The organism is uncultured Capnocytophaga sp. (assembly GCF_963525585.1).
Lineage (GTDB): Bacteria > Bacteroidota > Bacteroidia > Flavobacteriales > Flavobacteriaceae > Capnocytophaga.
Window position 1 is genome coordinate 14,157 of sequence record NZ_CAURLX010000029.1, and the last position, 17,200, is coordinate 31,356.

Consider the following 17,200-nt stretch of genomic DNA (forward strand, 5'->3'; position numbering starts at 1 on the left):
AATACATAAAAATTTTAATTCTCTAATAACTTATTTAATAATAGTTATACATATTTTTAATATTCATCTCATTAAGATTTATTTAAATATAAAATAGTTATAATTCATTCAGAGAAATAACCAATTTTATAAATATATAATATCTAAAAACCTTAATTTTCAATATAAATTATATATAAATGAGGAGTATTATCTATTTATAAAATAATAAAACTTATCTACATAACCTCAAAAAATAAATATTAAACCTTTTTTTATGTTTTTTGACATTATATTAATTATTTTATTTCTGTGAATTATTTTGTTGCTCAGTAGAAGGGACTTGAACAGGTTGGGTAGTAGTTTTAGGTGCTTTATAGCCATCTAAAGCACTTGTCCCTTGTCCCTGATGATTTCCACTAAGGATCAAATTAGCAATAAGAGAAAGTGCAATAAGACCTGTTCCTAATGTCCAAGTACTATTGTTTAGGAAATCACCTGTTTTTTTAACTCCCCCAACTACTTGTGCATTTCCCCCAAAAGAAGATGAAAGACCTCCACTTTTTGGCTGTTGTACCATAATGACAAGTACTAATAAAAAGCACATAAATAGGATAACCCACAAAACGATGTTGAATGTTAGCATAATTTTATAATTTATTTTGTTGTAATTTTCTAATCATTGCTATTTGTTCTGCAAAAAAAACACTCTTTGCTGGATTTTTTAGCATTAATATCTGATAGGCTTGAATAGCCTCTGTATATTTTTCTTGTTCTAGATAAACTCTAGCCAAGGTTTCTGTCATAAACTGTCGTCCAATATCTTTTTTCTCTGCTATATTTATTGGATCTGATTCATAATCTTTTTTAACCTCAATCTTAGGATTGCTTTCTAAGAATTTATCAATTAAATCAAACTTCTTGGCTCTTACATCTCCTTCTTCAAATATATTTTTTTCTACAAAAGGTAAATCATTAGTTGTAATATTGGCTGTTCTCCTATCAATAGGCTTAAATCTAGTAATTTCTAACCATTTTGCAAAAGAAAGCTGATCTGATTTCTCAAAATCAATAGGTTTTCCTTTATGTAGTGTTTGCTCTTCTTTGAGTTGCTCTACAGATAACTTTTTTTGTCCTGCTGTTTCTACAGGATAAAATTCCTTTTTTTCAAAAACATCTTCACCCACATAAGTAGTAAATTCAGAAGGGATTACTTCATCTGCATATGCTTTAGGCAAATCTTCATTTTTTAAAAAATCCTTCTTCTCCTTAAAAGATTGCGAGGTAATAAAATCAAATAATAAGGTTCTATTACCTATGTGAGCTGCTGTTACTTTTAGCTCTTTATTATATCTATAACTCTCTTGCGCATACAATATTTTCAAATACACAGCTCTAACTGCTTGAAAATAAGGATATTCATTTATAATATTCTCCAACTCATACACTTGTGAGAGCGTAATCTGATTGGGATACTTCAGAATAAGTGATAATTCTATAGGCTTCATCTCTTACCAATTTGCTAAAGAAGCATTAAATATATCTTGTCCTATTCTTTCAAATATAGCCTCAAAAGCTGTTGCTTTCACCGCACTTAATTGCATATTTGCAGGAAAATCATAATAATGAGAGAATGATTTCTCAAAATCCTTATCAGATTCCTTTATATTTGTAAAACGTACATTAATTGTTACAGTTAGTCTATTTTGAGCTGCTCTTTGCTCCGCATTTGCTGCCATAGGAGCTATTGTAAAATTAACTATTTCTCCTTCATATACCAAATCTCCATTGGTTGTAGTAAGAGATAGATTTGTTTGGTTATTAATCAAGTCCTGCAGATAGAAAGTGAAGTCTCTATCCATCCCTGGCTCAATCAATGGGGCTCTATTCTGGAAAAAATTAACTTGAAAAGTCTTGGCATTACCTGTACTTCCTCCTGTAAAATTATAAATTCCACAAGAAGAAAAACAACAGAAAATACAAAAAAATAAAACAATTCTTTTCAAAAGAAAATTTTCCGCAAAAGTACAACTAAATTTCAAATAAAAAAAATTTTTTATATCTTTGCATCGAAAAAATATCTTAATTATGACAACTTATGACAAAAACGACCAAAACACCGAGTTTTCTTTAGAACTTTCTCCTGAGCTTAAACGTTTGCAACATTCCTCCAATCCTTTGAAAATATTCAAAGAAATGAGTTTATTAGGGGTTATATCTGGTATAAAATCTATAAAAAATATTCTTTTTTTCGTAATATTGAATTTAATTTTATTTTTTGTAGGAGTTTACCTGTTTTTCAGAACTACTTTTGCACCTATAAAAACACTTTTTCTGCTTCTTATTGTAGGAATTGGTGTTTTATTTGTATTTATTGCTATTAAGAAAGTATTTGATTTGCTCAAAATAGAATGCGCTTCTTATCTTTTCAATCAATTTCAACCCCAAATTCACAAGATCTTTGAAAGTATTTTTGAAAAAACAGAAAACACAACTGGAAAAATTGTCAGTAAAAAACAAATAAATACTATTTTTCTTCGTTTTCTTCCGAAAATCCCCAAAGCTTTCCAAAAACCTCTCCTCTTTCTATTATCCTTCACTCCTATGGTTGGTTTTGTGGCAGATATACTCGCTACTCCTACTCTAAATTCTCATCAAAAGCAAAGTGATGTTCTATATGAAAAAGTACAACGCTATATGCAGGAGAGTGTAGAGGAAGAACGCCGTGGATATTGGATACCTTGGACAATGCTCATCAATGCTCTTTTACAGGGATTTTTATTATATATGTTATTGTAAATCAAACTAAAAAATGACACAAAAAAAAATTCCCTCCCTACTGGGAGGAGCTATGATTATTGCCGGAACGGCCATTGGGGCTGGAATGCTTGCCAATCCTACCTCTACTGCAGGGATATGGTTTGTAGGTTCGATAATTATTCTTTTTTACACTTGGTTCTGTATGACTACTTCCGGACTTATGCTCTTGGAAGCCAATCTTCACTATCCTACTGGAGCAAGTTTTGATACAATCGTAACAGACTTACTTGGAAAACGATGGAATATTCTCAACGGACTTTCTGTAGCTTTTGTGCTCTATATCCTGACATATGCTTATATTACCTCAGGAGGAAGTATTACTGAAAATGCCATTAATAGCCTACAAGGAGAAATACAAATCTCTAGAAGCACTGGGTCTTTACTTTTTTGCTTAGTATTAGGCCTTTTTGTATGGCTTTCTACCAAGGCTGTGGACAGGATAAGCACAATTCTTATCGGAGGAATGGTGATTGCCTTCTTTTTATCGACAACTGGATTACTTTCTTCAGTGAATATCAATACATTATTGGACAATCAAAACGAAAATACGCCTGCTCACCTACCTTATTTGCTTACAGCACTTCCTGTATGCTTGGTCTCCTTTGGTTTTCACGGAAATGTCCCCAGTTTGGTCAAATACTATAACCGAGAGGGTCGTCGTGTAATGCAATCTATATTTATCGGAACGCTTTTAGCACTTTTTATCTATATATTATGGCAAATGGCTGTACAAGGAAATCTTCCAAGAGACAAATTCGCTCCTGTAATTGCCAAGGGCGGAGATGTAGCTGCTCTTTTGGAAGCATTAAGTGCTTATATCCCTGTCAAATATATAGGTATCGCTTTGAACTTCTTCGCTTATATGGCTATAGCTAGTTCTTTTTTAGGTGTAACCTTAGGACTCTTTGATTATATAGCAGATTTGCTCAAGCAACCCGATACCCCTTGGGGAAGGGCTAAGACAGCCTTACTGACCTTTCTCCCTCCTCTACTACTGAGTTTACAGTTTCCTTATGGCTTTGTCATCGCCATTGGTTATGCAGGATTGGCAGCTACTCTTTGGGCAGCGATAGTTCCCGCTCTATTGGTGAAGGCCAGCCGTAAAAAGTTTCCTGAGTCTTCTTATAAAGTGTATGGAGGAAAAGGAATGATTTACTTTATTATTTTCTTTGGACTTATCAATATAATAGCTCAAATAGGAATACAAATGGGGATTATCCCGACCTTTAAATAGGTAATGGATAACAAGTAACAGATAATGTATAATTAGGCAACAAAAAATGACCTCAAAAAAACTTCCCTCTCTCTTAGGCGGGTCAATGATCATCGCAGGAACCGCTATCGGCGCAGGAATGCTCGCCAACCCTACATCTATGTCAGGGATATGGTTTGTAGGTTCTCTCGTGATGTTCCTCTTTACATGGTTCTACACCGTAGTGGCAGGACTGATGCTTATGGAAGCCAATCTGCATTTTCCTAAAGGGGCTAATCTTAACACAATGGTTACCCAACTCTTAGGAAAAGGCTGGAATATAGCCAAGGGACTTGCTGTGGCTTTCACCCTTTATATACTCACGTATGCGTATATTACCTCTGGAGGCGGAATCACTGAAAATCTCTTACATCGGATTGTACCAGAACTGGGAATTTCCCACAGGGAAAGTTCTCTACTATTTTGCTTTGCGTTAGCTTTATTTGTCAGTATATCTACCAAAGCCGTAAGCCGATTGAGCACGATTCTTATCGCAGGTATGATTATTGCCTTCTTCCTTTCAACAACAAGCTTACTAAGTTCGGTGAGATCCTCTGTACTGCTCGATACTACCGTGCAAAAGGAGTCTTCCTATATTCTTTATCTGCTTTCTGCCTTGCCAATGTGTTTGGTATCTTTTGGATATCATGTATGCTTACCCAGCTTGGTGAGTTACTATAACAAGAAAAGCCGATTAGTTATACAATCGATCCTCATAGGTACTGGAATTGCCTTTCTCATATACATATTATGGCAAATGGCTGTACAGGGAAACCTTCCTCGAGAACAATTTGCACCTGTCATTGCCAAGGGAGGGGATGTAGCTGCCCTTCTGGCTGCTTTAAGTACCTATATCCCAACACAAACCATTGGTGTAGTGCTTGACTTTTTTGCCTATATGGCTATCGCCAGTTCTTTCTTGGGAGTAACCTTGGGGCTCTTTGATTACATTACAGATTTGCTTCAGTGGGGCAACTCCTTATGGGGCAGAATAAAAACTGCCCTGGTTACCTTTCTCCCTCCCCTGATGATGAGTCTTTTTTATCCTTATGGATTTGTTACCGCCATCGCTTATGCTGGAGTTGCTGTGAGCTTCTCCTCAATAATGATTTCAGCACTGATGGTGCGCTCCAGCAGAAAGAAATTCCCTGAGGCAACCACCTATCGTACTTTCGGAGGAACACCACTTATTTATTTTATAATAATTATCGGTATCCTAAATATAGCAATACAAATAGGCATACAGACAGGAATTATACCCATTTTCACAGGGAATAAGTAACAGATAGCGAGCAATAGAACCATAAATAAACAAAAAATGAAACAAAAAAAACTCCCTTCACTCTTAGGCGGGTCAATGATCATCGCTGGAACTGCTATTGGTGCAGGTATGCTCGCCAATCCGACAGCTATGTCGGGTATATGGTTTCTCGGTTCGGTGATTTTATTCCTTATCATTTGGGGCATCACCACCCTATCGGCATTAATGCTTTTAGAAGCCAATCTTCACTTTGAGAAAGGTGCTAATTTTGACACGATCACAACCCAACTATTAGGAAAAGGATGGAATATATTCAACGGAATTTCGGTGGCCTTCACCCTTTATATCCTTACGTATGCTTATATTACCTCAGGAGGGAGCATCACCAAGAGTTTGCTCAATCGGTTTGTTCCAGAACTCCCTATCAATCATACTTTTTCCGCTCTTCTTTTCTGCTTTGTATTAGCCCTTTTTGTAAGTATTTCTACTAAGGCAGTGGACAGGATGAGCACAATTCTTATTTCTGGTATGGTGATTGCCTTTTTCTTATCGACAACAGGATTGCTAAGTTCTGCCAAGAGCGAGATATTACTCAATACGGTAGCACATACGGAGACTTCCTACCTTCCTTATCTACTTTCAGCCATTCCTACCTGCTTAGTATCCTTTGGATATCATATTTGTGTACCTACTTTGGTCAATTATTATGATAAGAAAAGTAAAAAAGTAATCTATTCGATACTTATCGGGTCTCTTTTAGCACTTATTATCTATATATCTTGGCAGATGGCGGTACAAGGAAACCTTCCCAGAGGAGAATTTGCTCCCATCATAGCCAAAGGTGGCGATGTAGCCACTTTACTAAGCGCTTTAAACCGATATATCCCTGTTTTATCCATAGGCGTAGTCCTTGGCTTCTTTGCTTATATGGCCATAGCCAGTTCTTTCTTAGGAGTAACCTTAGGGCTTTTTGATTATATATCCGATTTGTTCAAATGGGGAAACCACTTAGGAGGAAGAATAAAAACTACCTTAGTTACTTTCTTGCCTCCTTTATTATTGAGTCTTTTTTACCCTTATGGATTTGTTACCGCAATTGCTTACGCTGGGCTCGCCGTAAGTTTTTGGATGATTATCATACCCGCACTTTTAGCATGTGCCAGCAGAAAGAAATTCCCCAATAGTAATTATAAAGTATTTGGCGGGAAGTGGATGATTTATGTAGTAATACTTTTTGGTTTGCTTAATATATTTTGCTATATAGCTTCTCAGCTAAATTGGATTCCTACTTTCAAAGGAGAATAATGTAAATTATAAATCAAATCACACAACTAATAAAATCATTTTCCAATAGCAAGAAATAGGTTACAAAATATTTTTCAATACATTTTATTATCAGACGTATTGAAGTTTTCGAATATAACAAATCTTACTATCAGAAACTATTAAAATATTTTTTATCACGTCATCATAACTTTATGACAATGATTTCAAATAAAAATAAATACGATAACATATAAAAATTTATAAATATGAATAACATAATTTCAAAACTTACAAAATATTTTCTTTATAGTATTTTAGTTGTCCTTATTGGTAAATTCATTTTCTATATACCTATATTTTATACTATAAATATGGATAATTTTAAAGAGATGATACGATTAGAGAGAGTAGATATTATCTCTTTTGTTGTATTCTTTGCTTTGATTTTACTATGTGAAAAGAAAAAAAGAGATACCTATAAGTTCTATACGGTATTTTATATTTGTTTTCATCTTTTATCCGCTATATCATTTGTAATATACCAATGTATAGAATTTTACATAGGAAGAGATGAACATTTTGAATACCATTTTTGGGATGAATTATTCTCATACAGAGAGGAAATGATAAAATTATTTCTCAGCAGATTTTTGGATACTGATATCATTTCTGTTTATATAGTCTCCTCCTTTTTTATTCTAAAAAAATATACAAATCATAAAATATAATTCTAAACACTAACTTTTTATTAAAAAATATCATTATGGAATCAACCGTATTATATCTAAAAAAATACGCAATCTACAGCTTATTATTTTTGCTGTTTTTTGAATGTATGATGTTTCTTCCTTGTTTAGGATATCAAAACAAACAAGAGGTACTCATACTATTCTTAATTTATCAATTCAATTATCTTTCTTTAGTATTCATATTTTTCATATTACTCATACTTTTCAGGAAAATAAAGAAGGATACTTATTCATTTTTTATTCTTTTTTACAGTTGTTTTATTTTTATAGCGACCATCGTTGATATTATTTATCATTTTGGAAAACAAATTCTCAATGATGAAACTATATCTATTTACTCAAATGAAGAGGTTTCAAAAATAACATTTATTATGGAATTGCTTTATTTTAGATTTTCTACCACTAGTTATTTTTGTATTATTATTGTCTCTTCCTATATAGTACTAAAAAAATATATAAACGATAAGTAAAAATAATGGATATGAAAAAAGAAATTTCTTTCCTCAAAAAATTAAAGCTTGCCCTTGCTTTAAGTACTCTTTTCTTTATTATTTCAATGATACCCTTTGCTCTTGCTAACAAAGAAGAGGTGACGGACTCTTATAAGATGGGATTTATTCTTGATCTTGTTATTCCCTTTTTATTGAGTTTTACTTTTTTCCTAACGCTTCTTCCTGCAGAGAAATATATCGAAAAAGAAATAAGATTCTATCTCAAATTTTTTGTAAACTGGTTTGCTTCAAGCTTTATTATCCTTTTCGTGTTAAAATTATTTTTCATATTGATAAATTACTCTCATTCATTTTATAATTATTCACAGGTTGTAAAATATGTGAAAGAAACTTTTCAACTTATCTTTGTGGAAATTCTTAACCTTACTAATATTGGGATTGGGATAATATGTGCTCTTCCCCTACTCTATGTATATAGAAAGATAATATTGGAGAAAAAACAGAAACCATAAGAGAATTATTAATTTTAAAAACCTACAAACTATGACAATACGTGAATATTTTTACTTATTATTTCCTACTATATTGCTTTACTTAGTAAGCCTATTGATTACTTTTATATTTGTCAAAAAGAATAGATTTTTATACTTTTGTATTATCAATTGGTTACTTTGTACGATAAGCTACATTTTCTTTTTCGGAGAAATGTTCGAGGATATTCGTATGTCTCCTTCTGATTATAGCGATCGTATGTTCAACATCTCAGAAGGATTTCCTTTAATAATGTTGGATCCTTTACATCACTTATTATTCCTAATAGCTGTATTTCTGCTTATTAGAAAAATATTTATCAAAAAGAAAAAATAAAAAAGCAGCCCTTTATAGAACTGCTTTTCATTTTCTATGTTTATTTTTAGATAAGACTTATTTTTTTTCCTTATCTTTCTTAAAATGAGGCTTATCTTTTTTCTCTGTGTGAGGTCTTTCTCTTTTTTCTGTATAGTTTTCAGGTTTGGGGAGAAGAGCCTTTCTAGAAACGCGAGTTTTCTTAGTTTTAGGATCTATTCCTAGATATTTTACTTCTATAACATCTCCTTCTTTAAGAACATCTGAAGGTTTTTCTACTCGTTCCCAAGCCATTTCTGAAACGTGTAAAAGAGAATCCTTACCTGGAACAAACTCTACAAAAGCTCCAAAATCTACCAAGCGAGCTACTCTCACTTTGTAAATTTCTCCTTCTACAGGCTCAAAAGAAACGTGATATACCGCATCAACAGCTTCTTGGATACCATCAGCATCTGTACCCAATATTTCTACTATACCAAGCTCTCCTACTTCTTCCACAACAATAGTTGTTTTAGTACGTTCTTGTAGTTCTTGAATATTCTTACCACCAGTTCCAATAAATGCTCCAATATACTCTTTAGGCATCTCAAGACGAACAATCTTAGGAGCGTGAGGCTTCACTGTTGGGTTAGGTGTAGCGATAGTTTCTGTGATTTTACCTAAAATATGCATACGTCCTTCACGAGCTTGTTCTAGAGCTTTCTCAAGAATTTCATAAGTAAGTCCTTTAATCTTGATATCCATCTGGCAGGCAGTTATTCCATCTGCTGTTCCTGTTACTTTAAAGTCCATATCACCTAGATGATCTTCATCACCAAGTATATCCGAAAGAACAGCATATTTATCTCCATCAGTAATAAGCCCCATCGCAATTCCTGAAACAGGTTTCTTCATCTGAATCCCAGCATCCATCAAAGCCAAAGTACCAGCACATACAGTAGCCATTGATGAAGAACCATTGGATTCTAATATCTCAGAAACTACTCGCACAGTGTACGGACAATCCTCTGGAATCATTTTTTTCAAGGCACGCTGAGCTAAATTTCCGTGACCTACTTCACGACGAGACGTTCCTCTAAGAGGACGAGCTTCTCCAGTAGAGAAAGGAGGAAAATTATAATGTAGATAGAAACGTTCTTCTCCCTGTTCTGAAGGAATATCTATCACATTTGCTTCTCGAGAAGTACCCAGAGTAACTGTGGCAAGAGCTTGAGTCTCTCCACGAGTAAATATAGAAGAACCGTGAGGAGAAGGCAAATAATCTACTTCACACCATATAGGGCGAATCTGTTTTGTATTTCTACCATCTAAGCGAATATCTTCATTAAGAATTAAGTTACGAACCGCTTCTTTTTGAGCTTTTGAGAAATATTTACTTACCAGAGGTGCATATTCTACTAATTCTTCTTCTGTAAATAAAGCTTTGCATTCTTCTCTTACCAAATCAAATTTGTCTCCTCGCTCGTGCTTAGTAGTGTTCTCCTTAGCAATAGCATAGCATTTATCATAACAGAAATTGTATATTTTTTGAGCAATTTCTTGATTCTCTTGAGGCACTTCATAAGAACGAATTGTTTTTCCCACTTTTGCTTTCAAGCGTTCCTGAGCTTCTATCTGAATCTTAATTGCTTCGTGTGCAAAATGGATAGCTTCAGCCATATCTTTTTCTGAAACTTCATCCATTTCTCCTTCTACCATAGCTACAAATTCCTTGGAAGCTCCCACCATTATATCCATATCAGACTGAGTGAGTTCCTGAGCACTTGGATTGATTATGAACTGTCCATTAATACGCCCTACTCGTACTTCAGATATAGGACCATCAAAAGGAATATCAGAAACAGCCAAGCAAGCAGAAGCTGCTAAGCCTGCTAAAGCATCTGGCATTACATTCTCATCGTGAGACATCAACTGAATCATTACTTGAACCTCACAATAATATTCTTTAGGGAACAAAGGTCTCAATACCCTATCTACCAAGCGCATTGTCAATATTTCCTGATCACTGGGACGTGCCTCACGTTTGAAAAATCCACCAGGAAAACGACCCGCTGCAGCGAATTTTTCTCGATAATCTACCGTAAGAGGAAGAAAATCTACTCCTTCACCAGCTTCCTTATTTGCAACTACTGTAGCAAGAAGCATCGCATTACCCATTCGTACAACTACTGAACCATCTGCCTGCTTGGCTAATTTGCCCGTTTCAATGGAGATAGTACGCCCATCCCCAAGAGCAATAATTTCTTTTTTTACTTCTGGAATCATAAAAGTTTTTTTATTAAAAATGAAACAATTAGTGTTGTGTTGTACTCTGTTTATTTCCAATGAAAAACTACTTCTTGAACTTTTTCTATAGAAAAAAAGGGGCAAAAAAGCCCCTCTTTTCACATTAGTAAAATTATTTTCGGATACCCAATTCCTTAATAATAGCACGATATCTCTCGATATCCTTGTTCTTCAGATAATCTAGAAGACTTCTTCTTTTACCAACAAGCCTTACTAAAGCACGCTGTGTATTATAATCTTTACGATTTGCACGTAAGTGCTCTGTTAGGTGATTAATACGATGTGTAAATAAGGCTATCTGACCTTCTGCTGACCCTGTATTGGTCTCACTACCACCGTGTTTTTTGAAAATTTCAGCTTTTACTTCTTTTGTTAGATACATTCCAATATTATTTAAATGATTATTATGTATTTTAAAATCGGGGGCAAAGATACAAAAAAAGAATAATTATAAAAAATAAATTATAGTTAATTTTTTCTTGTTTTTTATTCTAGCTCTCCTATTACCTTTCATTAGCTATTGCTACATTCTCCTCGTCTTCATCATCTTCCTCCTCATCTTCCTCCTCATCATCGTAATCATCTTCTGAACTTTCATCACCATATTCATCACGTTCATCCTCATCGTCCTCATCGTCCTCCAAATCCATTTGAAGAGGAGAACTTCCTTTAGTAGCGTCTTTTTTATGCCTTAGAGCGATTTCGTCCTCTCTGGACATTTCTAGAGTTCCCTCTCCATAATAATCATCTTCATCATCTTCATCATAACGTTCCATCGTATTAGCTAGGCGGGTGCTTACTTTTACTAAGTAAGTAGTGTCATCAGTACGAACTTCAAGTGCCTCAACTGTTTCTCCTTTAGCATTCTTGAATCGAATAACATCACTATCTTGATACCCTTCAGGATATTTTTCTACAAGTAGCGACAAGATCTCTTTAGTAAGTTTTTTGTAGTCAACTATGGCTCTTTTCATTTAGCCTAAAAAATTTAGATTTAAGTGGGGGCAAAATTAGGAAAAAAAAATGAAACCCCAAATTATTTAAATAAATTAAAAGTTAAATAAAAGTTATTTTTATTTTACAAAATAACTGTTTTTACCAATAAAACAAGGTTTGCAAATATAAATTAAGTTAATTGATTTAACAACCTCCATAGATCATCTTTCAACTGTAGAATTCCTTGCTCTGTAACAGATGAAATAAAGCAAAAAGAAACTCCCAAAGAAGCTGAATAAATTTCTTTTTCTATTAATTCTTTAAGTTCTCCATCCAACAAATCAGCTTTTGAGATAGCAACAATACGCTGTTTGTCAAGCAATTCTACGTTATATTTCTTAAGTTCATTAAGCAAAATATGATACTCCTCTACAATATTAGGGCTATCTGCAGGAATAAGGAAAAGCAAAACAGAATTGCGTTCTATATGTCTTAAAAAATAATGTCCTAGCCCCTTCCCTTCTGAAGCTCCTTCTATAATCCCTGGTATATCAGCTATCACAAAAGACTGAAAATCACGATATTGAACGATTCCTAAATTTGGTTTCAAGGTTGTAAAAGGATAATCGGCTATCTTAGGCTTAGCAGAAGTCATTACCGATAAAAGAGTAGATTTTCCTGCATTAGGAAAGCCTACTAAGCCAACATCGGCTAGGACTTTGAGTTCCAAGAGCAACTCGCGTTCTTCACCCTGTATCCCTGGTTGGGCATAGCGTGGAGTCTGATTTGTAGAGGTACGAAAATGCCAATTTCCCAAACCTCCTTTTCCTCCTTTAAGAGCTATTTTTTCTTCTTTATCTGTCGTGATTTCAAAGAGAACCTCTCCTGTAAGAGCGTCTTTTACCATTGTGCCTAAGGGAACTTCCAGATATACATCGGCTCCATCGGCTCCTGTACTCCGATTCGCTCCTCCATCTGTCCCGTGCTCAGCCTTAAAATGTTGCTGAAATTTAAAGTGAATCAGTGTCCAGAGATTTTTATTTCCTCTAATAATTATATTTCCTCCTCTACCTCCATCGCCTCCATCAGGACCTCCTTTTTCTACAAATTTTTCTCTGTGTAAGTGTGTAGAGCCTTTACCTCCATTACCTGAACGGACATATACTTTTACGTAATCTGTAAAATTTCCTTCTGTCATAAATTCTGATATTTAATATAGTTCGTATAAAATTTTTATTATTAAAATCGCTATAAAAGGTGTTACCAATGAGAGAATTGAGTTGGCATTCCTTTTCCCATAAGCTTTCTTTTTATGTAATAAGAAAGCCTCTATAATAAGGTACATAGTCCAAATAACATAGGCTATTAAGGAGAAAAAAAGCAATGGAAGAGAATCCCCGGTTCCACAAGTACGATGTGGATTCAAAAGAGACATTGCTGTGATTACTGCTACTATAAGAAGCCCTATAAAAGCCAATATACGATAAAAAATATGCATTGCAACTATCATAATATATATATTAATCTAACAAAAACAATATAAAAAGCACTAAAAATAGTATAGAAAACACAAAAATAATCCATAAATTACTATTTCTGTGCTGAAATTTCCTTTTTCTATGGTAATAAAAACCCTCTATTAGTAGATATAATAACCATATCACATATCCTAATAACCAAGAGAGTACAAACTTATAAATTTCTCCCGTTGCACAAAAATAATTGGTTTCAGATGAATAAAATATAACCAATCCTATTATCATTCCTAGAAAAGTAATAGGAAAGAAAAGAAGAATTCTTAGAAGAATATGTATAAACATTTGGAACTATTTTTGGCAAATATAAGAATTTTATTGTATCTTTGCTTTCTATTTTAATTAATTATAGTAATGAAAGTAGCCGTAGTAATGGGAAGTCAAAGCGATCTTCCTATAATGCAAGAAGCCATAGACTTCTTAAAAGAAATGCAAATACCTGTTCTTGTAGATATTGTATCTGCTCACCGAACTCCTGAAAAACTTATTTCTTTTGGAAAAAATGCTCACAAAGAAGGTATAAATGTTATCATAGCAGGAGCAGGAGGAGCCGCTCATCTTCCTGGTATGCTAGCAGCAGTGTCCCCTCTTCCTATTATTGGTGTTCCTATTAAGAGCAGAAACTCCATAGATGGATGGGATTCTATACTCTCCATTCTGCAAATGCCCGCAGGTATTCCTGTGGCTACAGTAGCTCTTAATGGAGCTAAAAACGCTGGAATCCTTGCTACTGAAATATTAGGAGCCTTCAATAAAGATATACAAGAGCGCATTTCGTCCTATAAAAAATCATTAGAAGAAGCCGTAGAACAATCTGCTCAACAATTAAAACAATTATAATAAAATTGATACTTATCCTAATAAATAAGGTATATAGATAAAAGCTAGGACAGTTACTACAGCTATAAAAGCCATAGTAACTGCTCCTGCAGCTATATCCTTTATTTCTCCTATTTGCTTATGAAAATCAGGATGAACGAAGTCACAGAGCTTCTCCAGACCTGTATTAAGCCCTTCAATAGCGAGGAGAAGACCAAAAGCTAATATCTGGATCATCCATTCTGTGGAAGTAATACCAAGAAAATATCCTAATCCTATAAATAATGATAATCCTATAGTATGGGTAATAATAGCATCTTCTCTACGGATTAATAACCAAAAACCTTGCAAAGCATAACGTATACTTTTTATTCTACCTATGATAAATCTATTCATCTCTATGGATTATATTATTATATTATTTTCTAGCATTTTACTCTCTACCCTCCTACTCTCTTTACCTTAAACCCTTTTTTCTTCAAGAAGTCCATTACTTTATCTCGATAATCTCCTTGAATCATTATCTTTTCTTCCTTTACAGTCCCGCCTACACCAAGGAATGTTTTTAGTTCCTTTGCCAGAATCTTAAAGTCATTATCTGCTCCTGTATATCCCTCAATAAGAGTTATAGACTTACCATTTCGTTTTTCATATTTACAGAGTAAGGGCTCATCCTGTAACCAGATATTTGAAATTTCCTCTTTAGGAAGCTCTTCCTCTTTATGATCAGGAAAAAGTTTTTGTAATTGTTCTCTTAACATATAGGAACTTCCTTTATTTACGCTTAAGTACTTTTTCTACCGCAAGAAGAATTCCATCCTTATCTAGTCCATACTTCTTCATTAGCTGGCTTGGAGTACCACTCTCTCCAAAAGTATCATTAACAGCTACCAATTCTTGAGGAATAGGATATTTCTGAGTAAGTACACGAGCTATACTCTCCCCTAATCCACCATAGTAATTATGCTCTTCACAAGTTACTATAGCCTTAGTCTTCTTAACAGATTCAAGTATAAGCTCCTCATCTAAAGGCTTGATAGTGTGAATATCAATCACTTCAGCTGAAATACCTCTTTGTTCCAATACCTCACAAGCCAAAAGAGCCTCCCATACCAAGTGTCCTGTAGCCACAATGGTAACATCTGTCCCTTCATTGAGCAATATTCCTTTTCCAATCTCAAACTTTTGGTCTTCTGGTGTAAAATTAGGCACTGAAGGACGCCCAAAACGCAGATATACAGGACCTACATAATCAGCAATTGCGATAGTTGCTGCTTTTGTTTGGTTATAATCACAAGGATTAATCACCACCATATTAGGAAGCATTTTCATCAGTCCTATATCTTCCAAGATTTGATGTGTAGCCCCATCTTCTCCTAGAGTAAGTCCTGCGTGAGAGGCACATATTTTCACATTTTTATTAGAATAAGCAATCGACTGACGAATTTGGTCATAAACACGCCCTGTAGAGAATGCTGCAAATGTCCCCGTAAAAGGTATCTTGCCTCCAATGGTAAGTCCCGCTGCTATTCCCATCATATTAGCTTCAGCAATTCCTATCTGGAAAAAACGAGTTGGGTTTTCCTCTATGAATTTTTCCATTTTCAGAGAGCCTATCAAGTCTGCACAAAGAGCCACTACATTAGGATTGGTACGTCCTAGTTCGGCAAGCCCTGCTCCAAAACCACTTCGGGTGTCTTTTTTCCCTGTATCTGTATATTTTTTCATTCTGCTATATATTAATGCTATTCAGGAGGCAAAGGTACAATATCTTGAGAATATAAACAAAAATTTGTTCATAGAACCTGATATTTAAATGTTCTTACTTAACCTTGCTTCAATTGTTTGAAAATCAACTCCAATAAATAATATTTTCTTCAAAAGGAGAAAACATCTCAAGTTTATGATAAGAGTATCTGAAAATAAAATAAAGCCATCCTAATTGGGATAGCTTTATTCTCTAAATATTTTTCTGCAAAGTTAAATAATACTTTATTATCAAAGTGTCTAATTTTCAATTTAAACTTATGAATCCTGTTTTTCCCATATTTGTTATCTTCTTTTTCTCCTGGGATAAAAAGAATAATTGAACTATTCCAAGGAATTAATATAAACCATCCTGTATTTCCTATATCGTGATTCCTTTTCACTCCCTGTGTGAGAATAAAATATATAGCAGGCAATAAGAACAATAAAGATATTGGAAAATCAATTCCTTTATCTTCCAAAATTTGGAAAAATAATTTATTTACTAATAAAATATAGGCATTACAAATCAAAATACTAATAAGGTATTCTAATCTACCTATACGTCCTTTAAATGAAAAGGGTGCTTTAAACATAATCTAAAAATTTAATTTTTCCCTACTCTCTTACAGGCTTTTCGGTTTTCGCCTTTTTAATCGGATGACCTAAGGAGGTGGTCTGGAACACCTCAGGAGGTCATAATTATGACCTCTAACGTCCTTCGGATGACCTTGTTGGTCATATTTAAGTTGTTCGAGGTGGTCTGGAATACCTCTGAGGTTCTCTAGACTACTTCGCAGATATGCTGGAGTATCTTAAGCGTTCTTATTTTTGTAATTTTTACCTTTAAAGGCTTTTTCTTTGCTTTTATATGTTTATACAATTTCTGCTTAATTGGATATTGTCCTATGGTTTTCCTTCAAAGATCTTTATCCTCCTTTCTTGGAAGTAGGTCTGGGCTTAAGTAGTTTTCTGGGTTCTTTCGATTTTTATACAGTTCTTCTCCCACATAGACCTGTCCCGTTTTTGCATCTATGTACCACACATAAGGGATATATTCTGCAGGAGTAATTATAACATCTTCAGGCACCTTAGGAAGTGTGTGCTTTTCTGGATCAAAACGTTCTCCTTTTTTCTTGACAACAATCCAATATTTCTTACCTTTCACTTTTTCATATTTTAAGCTATAATTTAAATGAAACTCACTATCATACCAGCCAGCCCCTGTTTTTAAATCAATAATCCCTTTCTTC

20 protein-coding genes are annotated in these 17,200 nt (G+C 34.1%); 7 read left to right on the forward strand and 13 right to left on the reverse strand.

Features of this window, described 5'->3' with window-relative positions; all coding sequences use genetic code 11:
* Positions 1–283: 283 nt before the first annotated feature.
* From secG to RYK20_RS07585, 3 genes are read right to left on the reverse strand one after another with little or no spacing between them, the layout of a single operon-like run.
* The gene (secG, locus tag RYK20_RS07575; protein WP_311455615.1) at positions 284–625 is read right to left on the reverse strand and encodes a preprotein translocase subunit SecG; all 342 of its coding nucleotides are present in this window, start codon (positions 623–625) and stop codon (positions 284–286) included.
* 4 nt (positions 626–629) lie between these two features.
* Entirely contained in the window at positions 630–1,487 is an 858-nt protein-coding gene (locus tag RYK20_RS07580; protein ID WP_311455613.1) for a hypothetical protein, read from the reverse strand.
* A gap of 3 nt (positions 1,488–1,490) precedes the next feature.
* Entirely contained in the window at positions 1,491–1,985 is a 495-nt protein-coding gene (locus RYK20_RS07585; RefSeq protein WP_311455611.1) for an LptE family protein, read from the reverse strand.
* Between the two features lie 82 nt (positions 1,986–2,067).
* On the opposite strand from RYK20_RS07585, the gene RYK20_RS07590 reads away from it, so the two are divergent.
* The 6 genes from RYK20_RS07590 to RYK20_RS07615 all read left to right on the forward strand — a co-directional run bounded on the left by RYK20_RS07590 (position 2,068) and on the right by RYK20_RS07615 (position 8,646).
* Positions 2,068–2,778, forward strand: coding sequence for a hypothetical protein (locus RYK20_RS07590; protein WP_314894972.1), 711 nt, complete (start codon positions 2,068–2,070; stop codon positions 2,776–2,778).
* A gap of 13 nt (positions 2,779–2,791) precedes the next feature.
* Complete coding sequence (locus tag RYK20_RS07595; protein WP_314894973.1) at positions 2,792–4,033, forward strand: aromatic amino acid transporter; 1,242 nt, start codon at positions 2,792–2,794, stop codon at positions 4,031–4,033.
* 46 nt (positions 4,034–4,079) lie between these two features.
* Positions 4,080–5,333 carry an aromatic amino acid transporter gene (locus RYK20_RS07600; RefSeq protein WP_314894974.1) on the forward strand — a complete coding sequence of 418 codons (1,254 nt, stop codon included), beginning with the start codon at positions 4,080–4,082 and terminating at the stop codon, positions 5,331–5,333.
* A gap of 36 nt (positions 5,334–5,369) precedes the next feature.
* Positions 5,370–6,617 carry an aromatic amino acid transporter gene (locus RYK20_RS07605; RefSeq protein WP_314894975.1) on the forward strand — a complete coding sequence of 416 codons (1,248 nt, stop codon included), beginning with the start codon at positions 5,370–5,372 and terminating at the stop codon, positions 6,615–6,617.
* A gap of 1,191 nt (positions 6,618–7,808) precedes the next feature.
* Entirely contained in the window at positions 7,809–8,291 is a 483-nt protein-coding gene (locus RYK20_RS07610; protein ID WP_314894976.1) for a hypothetical protein, read from the forward strand.
* A gap of 31 nt (positions 8,292–8,322) precedes the next feature.
* Complete coding sequence (locus RYK20_RS07615) at positions 8,323–8,646, forward strand: hypothetical protein (RefSeq protein ID WP_314894977.1); 324 nt, start codon at positions 8,323–8,325, stop codon at positions 8,644–8,646.
* Positions 8,647–8,703: 57 nt separating this feature from the next.
* Here the strand turns inward: RYK20_RS07615 and RYK20_RS07620 are convergent, their stop codons facing one another.
* The 5 genes from RYK20_RS07620 to RYK20_RS07640 all read right to left on the reverse strand — a co-directional run bounded on the left by RYK20_RS07620 (position 8,704) and on the right by RYK20_RS07640 (position 13,357).
* Positions 8,704–10,890 carry a polyribonucleotide nucleotidyltransferase gene (locus RYK20_RS07620; protein WP_297979074.1) on the reverse strand — a complete coding sequence of 729 codons (2,187 nt, stop codon included), beginning with the start codon at positions 10,888–10,890 and terminating at the stop codon, positions 8,704–8,706.
* A gap of 133 nt (positions 10,891–11,023) precedes the next feature.
* Positions 11,024–11,293, reverse strand: a complete 270-nt coding sequence (gene rpsO / locus RYK20_RS07625; protein WP_297979078.1) for a 30S ribosomal protein S15 — start codon at positions 11,291–11,293, stop codon at positions 11,024–11,026.
* Between the two features lie 121 nt (positions 11,294–11,414).
* On the reverse strand, positions 11,415–11,885 hold the full coding sequence (locus RYK20_RS07630) for a DNA primase (protein ID WP_314894978.1): 471 nt from the start codon (positions 11,883–11,885) through the stop codon (positions 11,415–11,417).
* 152 nt (positions 11,886–12,037) lie between these two features.
* Entirely contained in the window at positions 12,038–13,045 is a 1,008-nt protein-coding gene (obgE, locus tag RYK20_RS07635) for a GTPase ObgE (RefSeq protein WP_314894979.1), read from the reverse strand.
* Between the two features lie 12 nt (positions 13,046–13,057).
* Positions 13,058–13,357 carry a hypothetical protein gene (locus RYK20_RS07640; RefSeq protein WP_314894980.1) on the reverse strand — a complete coding sequence of 100 codons (300 nt, stop codon included), beginning with the start codon at positions 13,355–13,357 and terminating at the stop codon, positions 13,058–13,060.
* A 379-nt stretch (positions 13,358–13,736) separates the two neighbouring features.
* Here RYK20_RS07640 and purE point away from each other — a divergent pair, with 379 nt between their 5' ends.
* A complete protein-coding gene (purE, locus tag RYK20_RS07645; protein WP_297978459.1) occupies positions 13,737–14,222 on the forward strand; it encodes a 5-(carboxyamino)imidazole ribonucleotide mutase in 486 nt (161 codons plus the stop codon).
* 12 nt (positions 14,223–14,234) lie between these two features.
* Here purE and RYK20_RS07650 read toward each other — a convergent pair whose 3' ends face one another.
* The 5 genes from RYK20_RS07650 to RYK20_RS07670 all read right to left on the reverse strand — a co-directional run.
* Positions 14,235–14,597, reverse strand: coding sequence for a diacylglycerol kinase (locus RYK20_RS07650; protein ID WP_297978458.1), 363 nt, complete (start codon positions 14,595–14,597; stop codon positions 14,235–14,237).
* Between the two features lie 44 nt (positions 14,598–14,641).
* Positions 14,642–14,962 carry a translation initiation factor gene (locus RYK20_RS07655; RefSeq protein WP_314894981.1) on the reverse strand — a complete coding sequence of 107 codons (321 nt, stop codon included), beginning with the start codon at positions 14,960–14,962 and terminating at the stop codon, positions 14,642–14,644.
* Positions 14,963–14,975: 13 nt separating this feature from the next.
* Positions 14,976–15,929, reverse strand: coding sequence for a transketolase family protein (locus RYK20_RS07660; protein WP_311455596.1), 954 nt, complete (start codon positions 15,927–15,929; stop codon positions 14,976–14,978).
* A 173-nt stretch (positions 15,930–16,102) separates the two neighbouring features.
* Positions 16,103–16,543 carry a DUF805 domain-containing protein gene (locus RYK20_RS07665; protein ID WP_314894983.1) on the reverse strand — a complete coding sequence of 147 codons (441 nt, stop codon included), beginning with the start codon at positions 16,541–16,543 and terminating at the stop codon, positions 16,103–16,105.
* A 323-nt stretch (positions 16,544–16,866) separates the two neighbouring features.
* Positions 16,867–17,200 (reverse strand): hypothetical protein (locus RYK20_RS07670; RefSeq protein WP_314894984.1); only part of this gene is annotated, 334 nt, incomplete at its 5' end.

Excerpts from the sequence above, each read along its gene's own strand:
- obgE (WP_314894979.1), bottom strand. The coding sequence starts at position 13,045 with ATGACAGAAGGAAATTTTACAGATTACGTAAAAGTATATGTCCGTTCA.
- RYK20_RS07660 (WP_311455596.1), bottom strand. The coding sequence starts at position 15,929 with ATGAAAAAATATACAGATACAGGGAAAAAAGACACCCGAAGTGGTTTT.
- RYK20_RS07615 (WP_314894977.1), top strand. The coding sequence starts at position 8,323 with ATGACAATACGTGAATATTTTTACTTATTATTTCCTACTATATTGCTT.
- RYK20_RS07650 (WP_297978458.1), bottom strand. The coding sequence starts at position 14,597 with ATGAATAGATTTATCATAGGTAGAATAAAAAGTATACGTTATGCTTTG.
- rpsO (WP_297979078.1), bottom strand. The coding sequence starts at position 11,293 with ATGTATCTAACAAAAGAAGTAAAAGCTGAAATTTTCAAAAAACACGGT.
- RYK20_RS07600 (WP_314894974.1), top strand. The coding sequence starts at position 4,080 with ATGACCTCAAAAAAACTTCCCTCTCTCTTAGGCGGGTCAATGATCATC.
- RYK20_RS07605 (WP_314894975.1), top strand. The coding sequence starts at position 5,370 with ATGAAACAAAAAAAACTCCCTTCACTCTTAGGCGGGTCAATGATCATC.
- purE (WP_297978459.1), top strand. The coding sequence starts at position 13,737 with ATGAAAGTAGCCGTAGTAATGGGAAGTCAAAGCGATCTTCCTATAATG.
- RYK20_RS07665 (WP_314894983.1), bottom strand. The coding sequence starts at position 16,543 with ATGTTTAAAGCACCCTTTTCATTTAAAGGACGTATAGGTAGATTAGAA.
- RYK20_RS07580 (WP_311455613.1), bottom strand. The coding sequence starts at position 1,487 with ATGAAGCCTATAGAATTATCACTTATTCTGAAGTATCCCAATCAGATT.
- RYK20_RS07630 (WP_314894978.1), bottom strand. The coding sequence starts at position 11,885 with ATGAAAAGAGCCATAGTTGACTACAAAAAACTTACTAAAGAGATCTTG.
- RYK20_RS07655 (WP_314894981.1), bottom strand. The coding sequence starts at position 14,962 with ATGTTAAGAGAACAATTACAAAAACTTTTTCCTGATCATAAAGAGGAA.
- RYK20_RS07640 (WP_314894980.1), bottom strand. The coding sequence starts at position 13,357 with ATGATAGTTGCAATGCATATTTTTTATCGTATATTGGCTTTTATAGGG.
- RYK20_RS07595 (WP_314894973.1), top strand. The coding sequence starts at position 2,792 with ATGACACAAAAAAAAATTCCCTCCCTACTGGGAGGAGCTATGATTATT.
- RYK20_RS07620 (WP_297979074.1), bottom strand. The coding sequence starts at position 10,890 with ATGATTCCAGAAGTAAAAAAAGAAATTATTGCTCTTGGGGATGGGCGT.
- secG (WP_311455615.1), bottom strand. The coding sequence starts at position 625 with ATGCTAACATTCAACATCGTTTTGTGGGTTATCCTATTTATGTGCTTT.
- RYK20_RS07610 (WP_314894976.1), top strand. The coding sequence starts at position 7,809 with ATGAAAAAAGAAATTTCTTTCCTCAAAAAATTAAAGCTTGCCCTTGCT.
- RYK20_RS07590 (WP_314894972.1), top strand. The coding sequence starts at position 2,068 with ATGACAACTTATGACAAAAACGACCAAAACACCGAGTTTTCTTTAGAA.